The sequence below is a fragment of the Agilicoccus flavus genome, from assembly GCF_014857905.1.
Classification (GTDB): Bacteria; Actinomycetota; Actinomycetes; order Actinomycetales; family Dermatophilaceae; genus Agilicoccus; species Agilicoccus flavus.
Map to the genome: position 1 here is coordinate 37,798 of NZ_JACYXE010000011.1, position 18,550 is coordinate 56,347.

Annotated in this window: 15 protein-coding genes; 6 read left to right on the forward strand and 9 right to left on the reverse strand. The window is 71.9% G+C overall.

Features of this window, described 5'->3' with window-relative positions:
• Window positions 1-37 precede the first annotated feature (37 nt).
• The 7 genes from ICW24_RS15755 to ICW24_RS15780 all read right to left on the reverse strand — a co-directional run bounded on the left by ICW24_RS15755 (window position 38) and on the right by ICW24_RS15780 (window position 7,986).
• Complete coding sequence (locus ICW24_RS15755) at window positions 38-319, reverse strand: DUF4442 domain-containing protein (protein WP_307781360.1); 282 nt, start codon at window positions 317-319, stop codon at window positions 38-40.
• Window positions 316-531, reverse strand: a complete 216-nt coding sequence (locus ICW24_RS19780; protein WP_307781361.1) for a hotdog family protein — start codon at window positions 529-531, stop codon at window positions 316-318. Before ICW24_RS19780 ends, ICW24_RS15755 begins: the two co-directional genes overlap by 4 nt.
• Before the next feature lie 241 nt (window positions 532-772).
• Complete coding sequence (locus ICW24_RS15760; RefSeq protein WP_226346682.1) at window positions 773-1,750, reverse strand: electron transfer flavoprotein subunit alpha/FixB family protein; 978 nt, start codon at window positions 1,748-1,750, stop codon at window positions 773-775.
• The gene (locus tag ICW24_RS15765; protein WP_226346683.1) at window positions 1,747-2,517 is read right to left on the reverse strand and encodes an electron transfer flavoprotein subunit beta/FixA family protein; all 771 of its coding nucleotides are present in this window, start codon (window positions 2,515-2,517) and stop codon (window positions 1,747-1,749) included. The genes ICW24_RS15760 and ICW24_RS15765 overlap by 4 nt, the downstream gene beginning before the upstream one ends.
• 10 nt (window positions 2,518-2,527) lie before the next feature.
• The gene (locus tag ICW24_RS15770; RefSeq protein ID WP_226346684.1) at window positions 2,528-5,044 is read right to left on the reverse strand and encodes a GcvT family protein; all 2,517 of its coding nucleotides are present in this window, start codon (window positions 5,042-5,044) and stop codon (window positions 2,528-2,530) included.
• A 191-nt stretch (window positions 5,045-5,235) separates the two neighbouring features.
• A complete protein-coding gene (locus ICW24_RS15775) occupies window positions 5,236-6,990 on the reverse strand; it encodes a BCCT family transporter (RefSeq protein ID WP_226346685.1) in 1,755 nt (584 codons plus the stop codon).
• A gap of 225 nt (window positions 6,991-7,215) precedes the next feature.
• Window positions 7,216-7,986: an IclR family transcriptional regulator gene (locus ICW24_RS15780; protein ID WP_226346686.1), complete on the reverse strand. Its 771-nt coding sequence runs from the start codon at window positions 7,984-7,986 to the stop codon at window positions 7,216-7,218.
• Window positions 7,987-8,108: 122 nt separating this feature from the next.
• Between ICW24_RS15780 and purU the strand changes: the two genes are divergently transcribed.
• The gene (gene purU / locus ICW24_RS15785; RefSeq protein ID WP_226346687.1) at window positions 8,109-9,008 is read left to right on the forward strand and encodes a formyltetrahydrofolate deformylase; all 900 of its coding nucleotides are present in this window, start codon (window positions 8,109-8,111) and stop codon (window positions 9,006-9,008) included.
• A gap of 90 nt (window positions 9,009-9,098) precedes the next feature.
• On the opposite strand, the gene ICW24_RS15790 is transcribed toward purU, so the two are convergent.
• Window positions 9,099-10,322, reverse strand: coding sequence for an Nramp family divalent metal transporter (locus tag ICW24_RS15790; RefSeq protein ID WP_226346688.1), 1,224 nt, complete (start codon window positions 10,320-10,322; stop codon window positions 9,099-9,101).
• A gap of 147 nt (window positions 10,323-10,469) precedes the next feature.
• Here ICW24_RS15790 and recQ point away from each other — a divergent pair, with 147 nt between their 5' ends.
• Entirely contained in the window at window positions 10,470-12,386 is a 1,917-nt protein-coding gene (recQ, locus tag ICW24_RS15795; protein ID WP_372360881.1) for a DNA helicase RecQ, read from the forward strand.
• Between the two features lie 152 nt (window positions 12,387-12,538).
• Here the strand turns inward: recQ and ICW24_RS15800 are convergent, their stop codons facing one another.
• Window positions 12,539-13,978, reverse strand: a complete 1,440-nt coding sequence (locus ICW24_RS15800) for a trimethylamine methyltransferase family protein (protein ID WP_372360847.1) — start codon at window positions 13,976-13,978, stop codon at window positions 12,539-12,541.
• A gap of 251 nt (window positions 13,979-14,229) precedes the next feature.
• Here ICW24_RS15800 and ICW24_RS19785 point away from each other — a divergent pair, with 251 nt between their 5' ends.
• The 4 genes from ICW24_RS19785 to ICW24_RS15820 are packed head-to-tail and all read left to right on the forward strand — an operon-like array spanning window position 14,230 to window position 18,519.
• Window positions 14,230-14,985 carry an IclR family transcriptional regulator gene (locus tag ICW24_RS19785; RefSeq protein WP_226346690.1) on the forward strand — a complete coding sequence of 252 codons (756 nt, stop codon included), beginning with the start codon at window positions 14,230-14,232 and terminating at the stop codon, window positions 14,983-14,985.
• The gene (locus ICW24_RS15810) at window positions 14,982-15,647 is read left to right on the forward strand and encodes a cobalamin B12-binding domain-containing protein (RefSeq protein WP_226346691.1); all 666 of its coding nucleotides are present in this window, start codon (window positions 14,982-14,984) and stop codon (window positions 15,645-15,647) included. The genes ICW24_RS19785 and ICW24_RS15810 overlap by 4 nt, the downstream gene beginning before the upstream one ends.
• Window positions 15,647-16,546 carry a dihydropteroate synthase gene (locus ICW24_RS15815; protein ID WP_226346692.1) on the forward strand — a complete coding sequence of 300 codons (900 nt, stop codon included), beginning with the start codon at window positions 15,647-15,649 and terminating at the stop codon, window positions 16,544-16,546. Before ICW24_RS15810 ends, ICW24_RS15815 begins: the two co-directional genes overlap by 1 nt.
• A complete protein-coding gene (locus tag ICW24_RS15820; protein ID WP_226346693.1) occupies window positions 16,543-18,519 on the forward strand; it encodes an ASKHA domain-containing protein in 1,977 nt (658 codons plus the stop codon). Before ICW24_RS15815 ends, ICW24_RS15820 begins: the two co-directional genes overlap by 4 nt.
• The last annotated feature ends 31 nt before the right edge of the window (window positions 18,520-18,550 follow it).

Consider the following 18,550-nt stretch of genomic DNA (forward strand, 5'->3'; position numbering starts at 1 on the left):
TCGGGCGGCCCCGAGTCCGACGGCCGCGGACGTGGGCTCAGCCCCGGTCGCGCTTGCGCCGCACGTAGAGCTGCTTGCGCACGCGGGCGACGAGGGTGCCGTCGGCGGCGCGCACCTCGGTCTCGCACCAGCGCAGCACCTTCGAGCCGTCGGCGGCGGCCTCGCGCAGCTCGTCGAGCAGCGCGTCGGTGACCTCGAAGTCGCAGTGCAGGGTCGACCGGCCGGGCGCGACGAACTCGATCTCCGCCGCCTTGTCCCACACGACGTAGTCGGGCCCGAGACCGTGCAGGACGAGGATCATCCAGAACGGATCGGTCATCGCGAAGATCGACCCCCCAACTGCGTCCCCACGTAGTTGCGGGTCAGGGGCCGGTACCGCAGCTCCACGCGGGCGCGGCGGAAGTCGGGCGACACGCTCGTGACGCGGATCCCGGCGAAGAGAAAAGGAGGCCACGCGTTCATCCCGTGGCGCAGGACCCGCGCGTCCCGCACGAGCGACTTCCACGAGGGCAGCGAGCGGGCAGTGGGCACGGGGACTCCTCGGGTCGGTCGGCGGCGGACGCCGCCGAGTTACTCGACGGTAACCCAAGGGAGTGCGGCGCGCTCACCTATGCCGCCCGGGTTCGCCTATGCCGACCCGGCGGCATAGGCGAGCCGGATCGGCATAGTCCACGATGCGGAAGCCTGCCCCATCCTGGACCACCGCCCCATGACAGCGACATCCCGTGCAACCGACCGGAGCGGCCGGGTGCACGGGATGTCGGGTGCGCAGTCAGCGGGGGCCGAGTTGCTCCAGGACGGCGGGGAGCACCTCGTGCATGTCGCCGACGACCGCGTAGTTCGCCTTGGTCACCATGGGCGCCTCGGCGTCGGTGTTGACCGCGATGATCGTCTTGCTCGAGCTCATGCCCGCCCAGTGCTGGATCGAGCCGCTGATCCCGCAGGCGATGTACACGTCGGGCGAGACCCGGCTGCCGGTCTGCCCCACCTGCTCGTGGTGCGGCCGCCAGCCGAGGCTGGTCACGACGCGTGAGACCCCGACCGCGCCGCCGAGGCGGGCGGCGAGGGCGTCGACGCTCTCGAAACCGTCGGGGCCGCCGGCCCCGCGGCCGGCGCCGACGATGATCCGGGCGCTCGTCAGCCCCGACGTGTCGCCGCCGTCGCGGGTCTGGGACCGCACGACGCGCGCGCGCAGGTCCTTCTCCTCGATCGGGGCGCTGAACGGCAGCACGGCCGCCCCGCCCGGGGTCGGCGCCGGCTCCGGGTCGACCGCGTGACCGGCCACCGAGACGACGGGCGTGCCCCCGGCGAGGAGGGTCCGCTCGATCGCCGACCCGCCGACGACCTGACGCTCCACCTCGAAGGGCTCCGAGCCGACGAGGCCCACGACGTTCGCGGCCATGGGCAGGTCGCGACGGGCCGCGAGGTGTGCGAGTACCTCGTTGCCGTGGGCCGTGCCGCCAGCGACGACCGCGGCCACGTCACCGGCCGCGTCGACCACCGCGCCGAGCGCGACGGCCCACGCCGCCCCGCTGTACGCGGACAGCTCCTCGTCGGGGCACTCGAAGATCGCGGCGACGCCCTGCTCGCGGCAGTCCTCCACGACCCCGGGCGAGGTCGGGCCGAGCACCAACGCGTAGACCGGGTCGCCCAGTCCCCGCGCGAACGTAAGGGCCTCGCGCGAGACGAGCGACACCCGCGAGGCGTCCCCGTCGTGCTCGATCTCGATCAGGACGACGACGGCGCTCATCGGCCGGCTCCCAACTGGGTCAGCACCTCGACGAGGCGCGGGGCGGCGGCCGGACCCTCGCCGAGGATCTCGACCTGGGTGGGCGGCGGCGGAGGCACCCGCAGGGCCTGGCGGCCGCTGCCCGCCGGGGCCGCGGACGGCTCGACCGTCTCCAGCGGCGCCTTCTTCGCCTTGATCTTGCCCGTGATCGACGGGTACCGGGGCGACACCCCGCCCTCGAGGACGGTGGCCACGGCGGGCAGGGCGACCTCGTAGATCTCGGTGCCCTCCGGGTTGTCGACCTGCATCGTCGCGGTGCCCTCGGACACCTCGAGGCGCTGCACGCCGGTGACGACGGGCCGGTCGAGGGCGTACGCGAGCCGGATGCCGACCTGGAAGTCGCCCGTGTCGGCGGCGTCGTTGCCGAGGAGCACGAGGTCGTAGTCCTTCCCGGCCCCGGCGCGGGTGGTGACGACGGCCGCGATCTCGCGGGCGACGTCGGCCGGCCCGTAGGCGTCGGCGTCGGCGTCGACCCGGACCGCCTCGGCCGCCCCGACGGACAACGCCGCGCGGAGCTGCTCGACGCTGTCCTCGTCGCCGAGGGTGAGGACGGTGACGGCGCCCCCGGTCGCCTCGGCGACCTTCACGCCGATCTCGACCGCGCACTCCTCGTGGGCGCTCATCGTGTAGCCGGCGTACCGCCCGTCGACGCGGGAGCCGTCGGGGGTGAGCACGACCTCACCCGACGCGTCGGGGACGCGCTTCACGCAGACGAGAACGTCCGTCATGTCGGGCCCCTCACTTTCCCTTGATGCGGTCGTTGTCGGGGTCGAACGGCGCGGTCGCGTCGGCGGACACGACGGTCACCGGGTAGAGCTCCTCCATGAAGGAGACGGCCAGCTCGGTGCCGACGCGGGCCTGCTCCGGCGGCAGGAACGCCATGAGCATGTGCTTGCCCAGGCTCGGGGCGGAGCCCGCGGACGTCACGTACGGGTGGTGGCCGTGCCCGTCGGTGAGCTGCGTGCCGTCGCGCGTGAACAGCGGCTCGCCGCCGAGCATGTACCGCTTCACGCCCGAGGCGGACGTGTGGTCGTCGACGGTGAGAGAGCACAGGACGGCCTTCGGCTCCTCGCCCTCCTGAGCGAGGATCGCGTCCTTGCCGATGAAGTCGGCGTCCTTGTACTTCTTGCGACGCATGCCCGTCTCCGACAGGGTGCGCTCGGCGTCGAGCTCGGCCCCGAAGGCGCGGTAGGCCTTCTCGATGCGGCCCGTCGTCGCGTACACGCCGATGCCGGCGGGGATGACGCCGTGCTCCTTGCCGGCCTTCAGCAGGCGCTCCCACAGGGCCGCGCCCGCCTCCATCGGCACGTACAGCTCCCAGCCGTACTCGCCGACGTAGGAGATGCGCGAGGCGAGGACGCCGAGGTCGCCGACCTCGATCTCGCGGCAGGTGCCGAACGGGAAGCCCTGCGGCGAGACGTCGGCGCGGGTCAGCGACTCGAGGACCGTGCGGGCCTTCGGGCCCCACAGGCCGATGGTCGTGTAGGCCGAGGTGACGTCGACGAGGGCCGCGCCCTGCGGCAGGTGGTCGGCGAACCACTTCTTGTCGACCATGCCGTGCGCGCCGCCGGTGACGACCCGGAACTGGTCGTGGGCCAGGCGCATGACCGTGAGGTCGGAGCGGAACCCGCCGCGGGAGTCGAGCACCGGGGTGTAGACGACGCGGCCGACCTTGACGTCCATCTGCGCGACGCAGATCTGCTGGACCGCCTCGAGGGCCTTCGGGCCGACGATGTCGAAGATCGCGAAAGCGGACAGGTCGATGACGGCGCCGGCCTCACGCATCTGCAGGTGCTCGGCGTTGATGATCGGGCTCCACCAGCGGGCGTCCCACTCGTGCTCGCGCCGCATGAGCTGGTCGTCGGAGAACTTCTCGAGGAGGTTCTCGTTCGAGGCGTACCAGTGCGGGCGCTCCCAGCCGGCGGCCTCGTAGAAGACGGCGCCGAGGTCGCGCTGCGACGCGTGCATCGGGGCGAGGCGGACGCCGCGCACCGACTCGGACTGCTCACCCGGGTGCACGATGCCGTACGTCTTGTTGAACGCCTCGCTCGTGCGGGCCCGGACGTGGTCGCGGGTGCGCTGGTGGGGGTAGAACCGGCAGATGTCGGAGTGGGAGATGTCGATGCTCGGGTTGCCGTGCGTCATCCACTCCGCGACGAGCTTGGCGGTCCCCGGGCCCTCCTTGATCCAGATGGCCGCGGCCGACCACAGGCCCTTGACCTCAGGGGTCTCGCCGAGGATCGGGAACCCGTCGGCCGTCTGCGAGAGCAGGCCGTTGATCGCGTAGCGGACCGTGCCGCGTTCGTCGCCGAGCAGCTCCGGCATGAGCTCGAGGGCCTGCTCGAGCTGGAGCTCGAAGTCCTCCTCGGTGAACGGCATCTCGGTGGGGGAGAGCTTGGCCTGCTCGTTGGAGGGGATCTCCTCCGGGTCGTGCAGGATCGGGCGGTGCGCGTAGGAGCCGACCTCCATGTCGGAGCCGTGCTGCCGCTCGTAGCAGAGGGTGTCCATGTCGCGGACGATCGGGAAGCTGATCTCGCCCGGCCGGTCGGCGAGGACCTCGTACGGGCCGGCGGAGATCATCTGGTGCACGGCGGGCGTGAGCGGGATGCGGGCGCCGGCCATGCGGGCGATCTTCGGGCTCCACACGCCGCAGCAGACGACGACGGTCTCGGCCTCGATGCGTCCCGCGTCGGTGACGACGGCGGCGATGCGCCCGTCGACCACCTCGAGGTCGGTGACCTCGACGTTCGAGACGACCGTGAGGGCGCCCTTCTCCTGGGCGCGCTCGCGCATGATCGTGCCGGCGCGCAGGGAGTCCACGACACCGACGCTGGGCGTCCAGAAGGCGCCGACGATGACGTCCTTGTCGAGGAAGGGCACCTTCTCGACGACGAAGTCGGGGTCGACGAGCTCGGCCTCGATGCCCCACGCCTTGGCCGACGACATGCGGCGGCGCAGCTCCTCCATCCGCTCCTCGGTGCGCGCGACCTCGAAGCCACCGGACTCGGTGAACACCCCGAGCTCCTTGTACTGGCGCATCGACTCGAGCGTGATGTCGGTCATCTCGCGGGAGTGGTCGACGGGGAAGATGAAGTTGCTCGCGTGGCCGGTCGAGCCGCCCGGGTTGGGCAGCGGGCCCTTGTCGAGCTGGACGATGTCCGTCCAGCCGAGCTCGGCGAGGTGGTAGGCGAGGGAGTTACCGACGATGCCGGCGCCGATGATGACGCAGCGGGCCTTCTCCGGGACGGAGGCCATGACCAAGTCCTTTCTGGTGCGCCAGGCGCAACGAGTAGCGCTATACGCAACTGACGCCGCCTAGCTTGCTCCGCACGACCGCTCGTGTCAACGCCCCGTCCGAGGGGTGGCGCAGTGGTGCGGACCGGGGAACGACGACGGGGCCCGACCCGCCGGGACGGCGGATCGGGCCCCGAGGCATCGGGTCGGGCCTACTGGTCGTCCTCGGGCCGTTCGGTGCCCCGGCGCCGGCGGTGCGGCAGCCCGGGCAGGCCACGGCCGCCGAAGTCGCGGTGCTCCGAGGCGATGGGGATCGAGCCGGTGTTGGCCTGTTCCACGACCTCCTCGATGTGCTGCGCCATGTGGCGGCGCAGCGTCGGCTGGAGGGTCGAGTTGAACGGCTCGCGGCGCAGCGACTTCCACAGCGAGACGCACATCGCGATGAGGATGAGCAGGAAGGGCGTCGCGATGATGATGACGCCCGTCTGCAGGGCCGACAGCCCGGCCGACGGCTTGTCGCCGCCCGAGAGCAGCAGCACCGCGGCGACGGCGCCGGTCGCGACACCCCAGAAGACGATGAGCCAGCGCTTGGGCTCCTCCTCGCCGTTCTGGCTGAGCATCCCCATGACGATCGAGGCCGAGTCGGCGCCGGTGATGAAGAAGATCGCGACGAGGAAGATCGCGAGCGCGACCGTGACCGTCGCGAGCGGGAAGTCGGAGAGCGTGTTGAACAGCGCCGCCTCGACCCCTTCCTCGAGCCGGCCGGCCATGTCGACGCCCTTGTTGAGCTGGAGGTCGAAGGCCGCGCCACCGAGGATCGAGAACCACACAAAGCTCACGAGGCTCGGGATGACGATGACGAAGACGACGAACTGCCGGATCGTGCGGCCCTTCGAGATGCGGGCGATGAACATGCCGACGAAGGGGGTCCAGCTGATCCACCAGGCCCAGTAGAAGATCGTCCACGCCGACAGCCAGTCGGCGCCGCCGAGCGAGCCGATGCGGAAGCTCATCGCCGGCAGGTGGGTGAGGTAGCCGCCCAGCGACTCCGTGAACAGGCCGAGGATGAACACGGTCGGGCCGACGACGAAGAGGAAGAGCACGAGCACCGCTGCCGCGATCGCGTTGGCGTTGGAGAGCCACTGGATGCCGCGCTCGATGCCGCTGACGGCCGAGAGGACGAAGCAGACGGTGAGCACCGCGATGACGAGGACCGCGAGCGTGGTGTTGCCGCCGGTGTCGATGCCGAAGACGTGGGCGAGGCCGCCCGTGATCTGCAGCGCGCCGAGGCCGAGGGAGGTCGCGGAGCCGAAGAGGGTCGCCAGCAGGGCGACCGTGTCGATCGTCTTGCCGGCCGGGCCCCTGGACGCCCGTCGGCCGATGAGCGGCACGAGGGTGCCGCTGATGAGGTTGCCGTTGCCCTTGCGGTAGGCGAAGTAGGCGATCGTCAGGCCGATGACGGCGTACATGGCCCAGGGGTGGAAGCCCCAGTGGAAGAACGTGTACTCCATGGCCGAGTGCGCGGCGGCCTCGGTCGCCGGCTGGGTCATGCCCATCGGCGGGGTGTTGAGGTGGGTCAGCGGCTCGGCGACGCCCCAGAACATGAGGCCGATGCCCATGCCGGTGGCGAACATCATCGAGACCCACGAGAAGGTCGAGAACTCCGGCTTGGAGTCGTCGAGGCCGAGCTTGATGTTGCCGTAGCGCGTGCAGGCCAGGACGGCCGAGAAGAGGACGAAGAAGGCGCTGGCCAGCACGAAGAGCCAGCTGAAGTTCGTCGTGATCCACGTGAGCGCGGCGGTGCCGGTCTTGTTGAACGACTCGGCCGCGACGGCCCCGTAGATGAGGACGGCGACCGAGACGACGGCGGCGACGCCGAAGACGACGGGGTCGATGGGTGCTTTACGAGTCGGTTCGAGCGCCGGGTCGTGGCGTTCCGCCACGTCCGCGGATTCGGTGCTGGCCATTCGGCCTCCTGGTGGAGAGAGTGGGTCGGTGCGGGGGCGTCGCACGCGGTCGGGTCTCGCATCGTTGCGTATCGCGTAACGCTCATCACATCGCGCACCTGTGATGGGCGTCACCCTGGCCCGCCCACGGGGTGATTGGCAAGCCCCCGGACCGACTCGTGACCGAATCGGGACGGGCCGGACGGGAGTGGCCGACGTTCGCGACGGCGGTCCGTCGGCCCTGGGTCAGTCCGCGCCGCGCCAGCCGAGCCGGGCCGACACGTCGTCGGCGGCGGCGCGCAGGAGGGGGACGATCTCGTTCCGCCGCTCCGGCCCGAATCGGAACGTCGGGCCCGAGACGCTGAGGGACGCGGCGATGTGGCCGTGGATGTCGCGCACCGGGGCCGCGAGCGCGGTGAGGCCGATGTCGAGCTCGTCGACGGCGAGGGCCCAGCCGTCGCGGCGGGCGGCGGCGAGCTCCTTTCCGAGGGTGGCGCGGTCGGTCACGGTGGCGGGCGTGTACCCCACGAGCTCCTCGACGAGGGCCGCGAGGTCGGGCTCGTCCAGCTCGGACAGCAGGATCTTGCCGTTCGACGTCGCGTGCAGGGGGATGCGCTGCCCGACCCAGTTGTAGCCCGACAGGTTGTGCCCGGCGCCCGCCTGGTCGACGTAGAGCGCGGCGCCGGCCGACAGTGTCGCCAGGTTGACGGTCTCGCCCGTCTCGGCCGCGAGGCGCCGGCACACGGGCCGGGCCGCCGTGACGAGGTCGAGGCGGGCGTCGGTCGCACCGGCCAACCGGACGATGCCGGGGCCGAGCCGGTACCCGCCCCGCTCCTCGACCTGCTCGACGAGACCGCGCTGCTCCAGGGCCGACACGAGCCGGCTCGCCGTGCTCTTGTGGACGTCGAGCTCGCGCGACAGGGCCGTCACCCCGAGGGTGCCGTCCCGCGCGAGGAGTTCGAGGATCGTCACGGCCCGGTCGACGGACTGGACCGTGGCCTCGGCGTTGTTCCGCATCACGCAACGATACGACGCATTCCCAACGGTGAGGGAGACGAGTACGCTGCGAGTGTTGCGTATCTCGCATGGTGTTGCTCATGTCGCACCGACTGGGCGCCCATCCCTGACGGGAGACCCCGATGACGATCCCCCCGGCCGGCCCGGCCCCCCTGTCCACCAGCACCGCGCCGCAGGAGTACGTGCTCATCCTTCGCTGCCCCGACGGCCCCGGCATCGTCGCGGCGGTGACGGCGATGCTCGCCGAGCACGGCGCGAACATCCTCGAGAGTCAGCAGTTCGACGACCGCCGCACCGACCGGTTCTTCATGCGGATCCGGTTCGTCGAGACGGGCTCGCCCGAGCCCGTCGACACGTGGATGGAGCGCATGGCCCCCATCGGGGACCGTCTCGAGATGCACTGGGAGCTCTTCTCGGCCACCGCGCCGTTCCGCACCGTCATCATGGTCAGCAAGTTCGGGCACTGCCTCAACGACCTGCTCTTCCGGTGGAAGAACGGGCAGCTCAACATGGACATTGCGGCGATCGTGTCGAACCACCCCGACCTCGAGCATCTCGCGCGTCTCTACGACATCCCGTTCCACCACATCCCCGTCACGCCGGCCACCAAGGCGGAGGCCGAGGAGCGCCTGCGTCAGGTCGTCGCCGACCTCGACGTCCACCTCGTCGTCCTCGCCCGGTACATGCAGGTGCTCTCCGACGCGATGTGCCGCGACTTCTCCGGGCGGATCATCAACATCCACCACTCGTTCCTGCCGAGCTTCAAGGGCGCGAAGCCCTACCACCAGGCGTTCGACCGCGGGGTCAAGCTCGTCGGCGCGACCGCGCACTACGTCACGGCCGACCTCGACGAGGGCCCGATCATCGAGCAGGACGTCACCCGCGTCGACCACCGCATGGCCGCCGCCGACCTAGTCCGCGCCGGCGAGGAGTGCGAGACCCGGGTCCTGTCCCGCGCCGTGAAGTGGCACTGCGAGTCCCGCGTCATCCTCGACTCCGACCGGACCGTCGTCTTCAGCTGAGGGGCGTCGTCGGGCGGCCGCCGGATCAGGCTCGAGATCGCCCTCGGTGGGCAGCGGGTCCCGGTCGGTGTCGAGGCGCCGGCCGGCGCGTCACAGCCGGCCCGTGACGACGAGCCCGACGAGCGCGACGTCCATCGTCACGATGAGCGCGGTCAGCGTGACGGCCGCGGCCCGCAGCGGGAGCCGGGGTCGCAGCGGCCCCATCACCCTCGCCGACAGGGCGAGGCGCAGGAGCGGCACGAGTGTGACGGGCAGGGCGAGCGCGAGCACCGCCTGACTCGCGACGAGGGCCGCCGTCGGGTCCACGCCGAGCGCCAGGAGGACCAGCGGCGGGACGACGGCGACGAGCCGACGGATCCACAGGCCGACCGGGCGGTGCAGGTACCCCTCCATGACGACCTGGCCGGTGAACACCCCGACCACCGTCGACGCCAGCCCGGAGGCGAGGAGCCCGATGCCGAGCAGCGTCGCGATCACGGGTCCGGCGTGCGCGGCGAGCGCCGCGTGGGCCGACTCGATGCCCGCCGGCACCCCGTCCGGAAGGTTCGCCCCGAGCAGGACCAGGGCGCTGTTCACGCTCCCGGCCACGACCATCGCGCCGACGACGGCCCACCCGAGTCGGCGGCGCGGGTCGCGCCCCCGCAGCCGGCCCCCCGAGACCGCCGCCACGCGCCCGCCCGCGTCCGCGCTCACGGCGGAGTGGAAGTGGAGCGCGTGCGGCATGACCGTCGCGCCGACGACGGCCGTGACGAGGAGCAGACCCGGGGCGTCGAGGGCGCCCGGGAGCAGTCCGTCCGCGACCCCGGGGCGGACCCCCCTGCTCGCGGTCACGGTCACGACGGCCACGGCGACGATCGCCAACAACCCCAACGTCACCCAGATCCACGCGGCACCCGCTCTGCGCCCCACCGCGAGGATCGCGATGCTCAGGGCGCCGACGATGCACGCGCCCACCGGCAACGGCACCCCGAACAGGAGGTACAGCCCGAGGGCGCCACCGATGAGCTCGGCGAGATCGGTCATGACGACGACGAGTTCCGCCTGCACGAGCGACAGGTGCCGCGCGATCGGGGACCGGCCCTCCGCGCCGAGCTTGGCCAGGGTGCCACCGGTCGCGAGGCCCAGCAGGGCCGCGAGGTACTGGATGACCGCGGCGGCCACGGACGCGAGCAGCACGACCCACAGGAGGCCGTAGCCGTGGGTCGAGCCGGCCTCGAGGTTGGTCCCGAAGTTGCCCGGGTCGACGTAGGCGACGGCCGTGAGCAGCGCGGGGACGAGGAACACCCGCCACCGCACGGGTCGCTGCTGGTACACGTTCCACCTCCGCACGCGGCCGCCGGGGCGCGGACAGGGGGAGAGCGGCCGCGCCTACCCCCACGTTAGGCGTCCGTGGGGCCGGCGCCGTCTCGTCCTGAGATGCCGGGGCGCGACCACGGCGGGTCGGCGCGCGCCGATAGCCTGCTGTGCGTGGCACGTCAGGACGGGAACGGACGCAGTGGGTCGGTCGAGCGGGAGGCCGGAGCGGACGTCGTGCTCGGCCCGGCCGAGGACGGCGCGTCGTCGTCCGCCCTCGACGTGCTGCGCCGGGTGTGGGGGTACGAGCACTTCCGCGGGGACCAGGCGCGCATCGTCGACACCCTCGTCGGCGGCGGCGACGCGCTCGTGCTCATGCCCACCGGCGGCGGCAAGTCGCTGTGCTACCAGGTGCCCTCGCTCGTGCGGGAGGGCACGGGCGTCGTCGTCTCACCGCTCATCGCGCTCATGGCCGACCAGGTCGACGCGCTCGAGGCCCTCGGCGTACGCGCGGGGTTCCTCAACTCCACCCAGAGCCCGGCGCAACGCCGCGAGACCGAGGCGGCCTACCTCTCGGGCGAGCTCGACCTGCTCTACCTGGCCCCCGAGCGGCTGAAGGTGCCCGACACCGCCCGCCTCCTCGACGGGGGGACGATCGCCCTCTTCGCCATCGACGAGGCGCACTGCGTCTCGCAGTGGGGCCACGACTTCCGGCCCGACTACCTCGCCCTGTCCGTGCTGTCGGAGCGGTGGCCGGGGGTGCCGCGCGTCGCGCTGACGGCCACGGCGACCGCCGAGACCCGCACGGAGATCGCGGACCGCCTGCAGCTGAACGAGGCCCTGCACGTCGTCGCCGACTTCGACCGGCCCAACATCACGTACCGGATCGTCGCCAAGGACAACCCGCGCGCCCAGCTCCTCGCGTTCCTGCGCGGCGAGCACGCCGGCGACGCCGGGATCGTCTACTGCCTGAGCCGGGCGAGCGTCGAGCAGACCGCCGCGTACCTCACCGACCAGGGCATCCCGGCGCTGCCGTACCACGCGGGCCTCGACCGCGAGGTGCGCGCGCGGAACCAGGCGCGGTTCCTGCGCGAGGACGGGCTCGTCATGGTCGCGACCATCGCCTTCGGCATGGGCATCGACAAGCCCGACGTTCGTTTCGTCGCCCACCTCGACCTGCCCAAGTCCATCGAGGGCTACTACCAGGAGACCGGCCGCGCCGGCCGCGACGGGCAACCGTCCACCGCGTGGCTCGCCTACGGCCTCGCCGACGTCGTCCAGCAGCGGCGCATGATCGAGTCCTCCGACGGCGACGCCGCCCACCGCCGCCGTGCGGCCCAGCACCTCGACGCGCTCCTCGCCCTCTGCGAGACCGTGACCTGCCGCCGCGAGCAGCTCCTCGCCTACTTCGGCCAGCCCGGCACGGGCGCCTGCGGCAACTGCGACACGTGCCTCGACCCTCCGGAGTCGTGGGACGGGACGGTCCCCGCGCAGAAGCTGCTGTCCACCCTCGTCCGCCTCGAACGGCGCGGGCAGCGCTACGGCGCCGGCCACCACATCGACATCCTGCGCGGCAACGCCTCCCAGCGCGTCACGCGGCTCGGGCACACCGACGTGAGCACCTTCGGCATCGGCACCGACCTGTCCGAGACCGAATGGCGGGGCGTGATCCGGCAACTCCTCGCCACCGGCCTGCTCACCGTGCAGGGCGAGTACGGCACCCTGTGCCTCACGGAGACCAGCGGTGAGGTGCTGCGCGGGGAACGAACGGTCCGGCTGCGGCGGGAGGCGCCCCGCGCGGCCCGGGCCGGGGGGCGCGGCGGGCGCGCCGCGAAGGCCCCCGCCGCCGAACTCCCCGCGCCCGCGGCCGACCTGTTCGAACGGCTCCGCGCGTGGCGGGCGGCCACCGCCAAGGAGGCCGGCGTGCCCGCCTACGTCGTCTTCCACGACGCGACCCTGCGCGCCGTCGCCCTCGCCTCCCCCACCACCACCGCGGACCTCGGCGGCATCAGCGGCGTCGGCGCCGCCAAGCTCGAGCGCTACGGCGACGGCATCCTCGCCGCCGTCGCCGCGCACTCGGGCTGACGGCCGGGACGTCCTCGCCGCCGACCGACCCTCGCGGGGACACCTGGTGAGATGGCACGTTGTGCCGTCGTCGGCGACCGAGGGACGGGCGAACGTGCCATCTCACGATGTGGCTCGGGGGCGCCCGGTGCGGGGCGCGCCCGCCGCGGGCGTCAGTCGCCCAGTTCCGCCCGGCGCCGGACCACGTACTCCTCCAGCTGCGCGCGGACGGCGTCGTCGAGCGGCGGCTGCTCGTACTCCTCGAGCTTCTTCTTCCAGATGTTGCTCGCGCGGGCGCTCGAGTCGAGGGCGCCGCCGCGCATCCAGCGCTCGTAGTTCTCGGAGCTCGACAGGAAGGGACGGTAGAAGCACGTGCGGAAGCGCTCCATCGTGTGCATCGCGCCGAGGAAGTGGCCGCCGTGGCCGACCTCGGCGTGGGCGTCGAACGCCATTGAGCCCTCGTCGATCTCGAGCGGCGTGAACTCGTGCTGGAGCATCTCGACGATCTGGGCGTCGACGACGAACTTCTCGAACGACGACACCAGGCCGCCCTCCAGCCAGCCGGCCGTGTGCATGACCCAGTTTGTGCCCGCGAGGAACGTCGGCATGAGCGTCATCAACGACTCGTAACCGGCCTGTGCGTCCGCGACCTGCGACGACGTGAGCCCGCCGCCCGCGCGGAACGGGAGACCGAAGTGGCGCGCGATCTGGCCCGTGCACAGCAGGCCGATGCCCGACTCGGGCGTGCCGAACGTGGGCGACCCGCTCTGCATGTCGATGTTGGACAGGAACGACCCGAAGATGACCGGGCAGCCGGGGCGGATGAGCTGCGCGAGCGCGATCCCCGACAGCGCCTCTGCCATCTGCTGGGTGAGCGCCGCGGGGATCGTCACCGGCGACATCGCGCCCATGAGGATGAACGGCGTGAGTACGACGGGCTGCGCCGCCGCGCAGTACTCGAAGAGGGCGTCGAGCATGCGGTCGTCCCAGCGCAGGGGCGAGTTGCAGTTGATGAGCGAGATCGAGACCGGCGTCGTCTCGATGGCCTCCCGGCCGCCGAAGAGGATCTCGCCCATCGCGATGGTGTCGCGGGCGTTCTCGCCGGAGACGACGTTGCCCATGTAGATCTTGTCGGTCAGCGTCATGAGCGCGAGGTTCATGTCGAGGTGCCGGCTGTCGAGCGGGGTGTCGTTCGGCTCGCAGATGACGCCACCGGCGGAGTCGAGCACCGAAAAGCTCTGCGCGAGCCGCAGGAAGTTGCGGTAGTCGTCGAACGAGCCGTCGCGGCGCACCGCGCCCTCGCGGACGAACGGCGGCCCGTAGACGGCGCCGAACGCCATCGAGTCGCCGCCGATGTGGACGGTGTTGGCGGGGTTGCGGGCCTGGACGTCGAACTCGCGCGGGGCCTTCTTCACCTGCTCGAGCACGAACTCGGAGTCGAGGAAGACGGTGTTGTCCTCGACGCGCTGGCCCGCCTCGCGAAAGAGGTCGAGCGCGCGCTCGGACATGAACTCGACGCCGATCTCGCTGACGAGGCGGCGCCACCCCTGGTCGAGGGTGGCGAGCGCCTGCTCCGACAGGATCTCGTAGCGGGGCATCCGGTTGACGAACATGCGACTCCTAAACCTGACGGAGGAGCTCGGGCGCCTCGTGGCCCGTGCGAGAGGTCGACGGGTGCGCAACGTGGGCGGCGGCGAGTCATTGACGAAGGTGTGATCCGGCTCATAGCCTCATCACGTGGAACTACAGTTCCACATGATGAGGTCACCTTTCCACCCCCGGGACCGCGCGTCCAGGGCCCGTCCGCCGCTCGGTCGGCGGCGCGGGGTCGGGAGGGCCGACCGCGAGGCATCGGAGGACGCGAGTGACCGCCCACGGCACCCAGTCGATCGACCGTGCGGCCGATCTGCTGGCGCGGGTGGTGCGGGCCGGCACGCCGCCCACCTTCACCGAGCTGTGCGCCGAGACCGGGTACGCCCGCTCGACGACGTCCCGCCTGCTCGCGGCCCTCGAACGCAACCACCTGCTCCGCCGCGACGCCGACGGCGCGTGGGAGCCGGGTGGGCTCTTCGAGCAGTACGCGGCCGGCGCCGACACCCAGGCGCAGCTCGCGCGCGCGGCCGAACCGGTGATGGCGCAGCTCGGCCGCCTGACCGGGGAGACGATCAACCTCGGTGTCGCCCTCGGCCGAGCGGTCGTGCAGATCGCCCAGGTCGACTCGGCCTACTTCCTCGGCAGCCGCGACTGGGTGGGGGTCGACCTCCCCGCCCACACGTCGGCGCTCGGCAAGGTGCTCTACGCCCACGCGGTGATCCCGCTCGGCGACGGCCCCCTCGAACGACGCACGCCCCACACCCTGCCCACCGTGGGCCGCCTGCGCGCCCAGTGCTCCGCCATCCGGGCGGACGGGTACGCCTCGACGGTCGACGAGCTCGAGGTCGGCCTCACCGGGGTCGCCGCGCCCGTCCTCCGCCACGGCTCCGTCGTGGCGGCCCTCGGGCTGTCCGGCCCGTCCACCCGCCTCGCCGACCGCGTCCCCGAGGTCGGCCGACTCGTCGCCCGCCAGGCGGCGATCCTCACGTCACGGCTCGGCCGTCTCCCCGAAGAAGGTGCTGCATGACTCCCGACGAGATCCTCAAGGGTCTGTACGACGAAACGCTCGCGGGCAACGGCCCGGCCGTCCTCAGCCTGACCAACCAGGCGCTCGAGATGAAGATGGAGCCCGGAACGCTCCTCTTCGAGGCGCTCATCCCCGCGCTCGAGGAGGTGGGCGCCCGCTTCGAGCGCGGCGACTACTTCGTCCCCGAGATGCTCATCGCCGGCAAGGCGATGGCGGGCTCGATGGAGGTGCTCCGCCCGCTGCTCGCCGACACCGGCGTCCAGACGATCGGGACCTTCCTCATGGGCACGGTCAAGGGCGACGTCCACGACATCGGCAAGAACCTCGTCAACATCATGTTGGAGGGGGCCGGCTTCGAGGTCATCGACCTCGGCGTCCAGGTCGCGCCCGAGAAGTTCGTCGCCGCGATCAACGAGCACCAGCCCGACATCGTCGGCTTCTCGGCGTTCCTCACGACGACGATGCCGATGTTCAAGGCCAACCTCAACGCCCTCGAGAAGGCCGGGATCCGCGACCAGGTCATCGTCATGGTCGGCGGCGCGCCCGTCACCCAGGAGTACGCCGACGTCGTCGGCGCCGACGGCTACGCGGCCGACGCCTCGGCCACGGTCAAGCGCGCCAAGGCCCTCCTCGCCGAGCGCCGGGCCACGGTGAACGCCTGATGTCCGAGCCCCGCGAACCCCTGCACACCGTTCTCCGGTCGCCCTCCAAGGAGGTCGTCATGGGGGCGGACAAGCCGTTCGTCGTCATCGGCGAGCGCATCAACCCCACCGGGCGCAGGATCTTCCAGCAGCAGCTGCGTGACGGCGACCTCTCGGCCATCGAGCGGGACGTCAAGGCGCAGGTCGAGGGCGGCGCCGACGTGCTCGACATCAACATGGGCGTCCCGTTGACTGACGAGCCCGAGCTGCTCGTCAAGGCGATCAAGCTCGCCCAGTCGCTCACCGACCTGCCGATCTGCATCGACTCCTCCGTCGTCGAGGCGCTCGAGGCGGGTCTGGAGGCGTACGAGGGGCGCGCGCTCGTCAACTCGATCACCGCCGAGGACGAGCGGATGGAGCAGGTGCTCCCCCTCGTCAAGAAGTACGACGCCGCGATCATCGCGCTGCCCAACGACGCCGACGAGATCCCGATGGAGGCCGACAAGCGCGTCGTCCTCACCGAGAAGATCGTCCGCGTCGCGACGCAGGAGTACGGCATCGCCATCGAGGACATCGTCATCGACCCGCTCGCGATGCCGATCGGCGCCGACCCCACGGTCGGGCGCACCGCGCTCGACACGATGCTCGCGATCTCGCAGCGGTGGGGTCTGAACATGACGTGCGGCGCGTCGAACGTGTCGTTCGGGATGCCCGGTCGCCACGCCATCAACGCGACGTGGCTGCCGATGGCCATGACGGTCGGCATGACGAGCGCCATCATGGACGCGCGCACGCCGCAGATCGTCGAGGCCGTCCGCGCGGCGGACCTCCTGCTCGGCAACGACGAGTGGGGCATGAACTGGATCGCGGCGCACCGGGCCAGGCAGGCGGCGGCCGCGGCCGCGGGGTCCACCACGTGACCGACGGAACCACCGGCCCCACGGGCGACGGGCGCGAGCCCGGCGACCTCCCGCCCGAGATGTCCACCCTGCACCGAGAGGGTCTGATGGCGACCCTCCCGGCGCAGGGCCCGCCCGACGTCGGCGGGCGGGTCAAGCTCGCGTTCGCCCCCTCGAACCGGGACGTCCGGGTGCCCACGGGAGTCAGCGTCTTCGACGCGGCGAGCTGGAACGGCATCGCGATCGACTCCACGTGCGGCGGCCACGGCACGTGCCGCAAGTGCAAGATCCGCATCACCGAGGGCGGCGCCCCCATCACCCGGCACGACGCGCGCACGTTCTCGGAGGCCGAGCTGGCCGACGGGTGGCGCCTCGCGTGCCTCGTGCGCACGAGCATGGACCTCGCGATCGACGTGCCCCCGCTGGTCACGCGCCCGAAGGCGTCCACGGTCGGGGTCGGTCGGCAGGTCATCCTGCGGCCGGGGGTGCAGAAGCGCTACCTCGAGCTGGAGGAGCCGAGCCTGGGTGACCAGCGCACGGACCTCGTGCGGGTCCTCGACGCCATCGAGGACCTCGAGCTCGTCGCCGACCTGCATGCGGTGCGCCGACTCGCGACCGTCCTGCGGCAGTCCGACTTCAAGGTCACCGCGGTGGTCGTCGACGAGACCCTCGTCGACGTCGAACCCGGCGACACCACGGAGCGCCGCTTCGGCATCGCGTTCGACCTCGGGACGACGACGGTCGTCGCGACCCTGCTCGACCTGGGCACCGGGACCCCGGTCGCGGTGGCCTCGATGCTCAACCGGCAGCAGCCGTTCGGCGGCGACGTCATCACCCGCATCAGCGCGACGATGATGGACCCCGAGGCCGCCGGCCGCCTCCGCGAGGCCGCGCAGGCGACGCTCGCGGAGCTGGCCGCCGAGGTGTGCGAGCAGGGCGAGGTCGCCCCGGGTGAGGTCTACGAGGTGGCCCTCGCCGGCAACGCGACGATGACGGCCCTCGTGCTCGGGGTCGACCCCGAGCCCCTCGGCGTCGCCCCGTTCGTCCAGTCGACCGCCGACTGGCCCGTGCTGCCCACCGCCGAACTCGGGCTGTCGCTGCACGCCGGCGCGCGTGCCTATGTGTTCCCGTCGCTCGGCGCGTACGTCGGCGGCGACATCGTCGCGGGCATGCTCGCGTCGGGGATGGACCGCGACAAGCGGGTGCGCCTCTTCATCGACGTGGGCACGAACTGCGAGATCGTCGCCTCCGACGGCGATCGCGTCGTCTCGACGGCCGCGCCCGCCGGGCCCGCGTTCGAGGGCGGCGCGATCCGGTGCGGCATGCGGGCGGCCGACGGCGCGATCGAGACCGTGCGGATCGACCCGACCGCCACCGACGGCGACGAGGCGGTGGTGCTCGGCGTCATCGGCGACACGACGCCCCGCGGGCTGTGCGGCTCGGGCCTCGTCGACGCGGTCGCCGAGCTCGCCCGGGTCGGTCTGCTCGACCCGAGCGGCCGGTTCATCCCCGACGAGACCGCCGCGGAGACGCTGCCCGGTCTCGCCGACCGGCTCACGGCCATCGAGAAGGAGCGCGTGTTCGTGCTCCACCGGCCGACCCCCGACACCGACGTGGCCGAGTGCGTCTACCTCTCCCAGCGCGACGTGCGCGAGCTGCAGTTCGCGAAGGCCGCGATCTCGACGGGCTGGACGCTGCTCCTGGAGGAGCTGGGCGTGGAGCCGGGCGACATCCAGCAGGTGCTGCTCGCGGGGTCGTTCGGCAGTTACCTCTCGCCGGCGGCCGCCGTGCGCATCGGCCTCGTGCCGAAGCTGCCGGTCCTGCGGATCGTCTCGGCCGGCAACGTCGCCGGCGAGGGCGCGAAGATGGTGCTGCTGAGTTCGCGCGAGCGCGCGGGCGCTGAGGCGTTGCTCCGGGAGGTGAGTTATGTCGAGCTTTCCGACCGGGCCGACTTCAACGACCGGTTCGTCGACCTCCTCGCCTTCCCCGTCTGAGCCGACCCTCGTGCCGTTTCCCGTGCCGAGC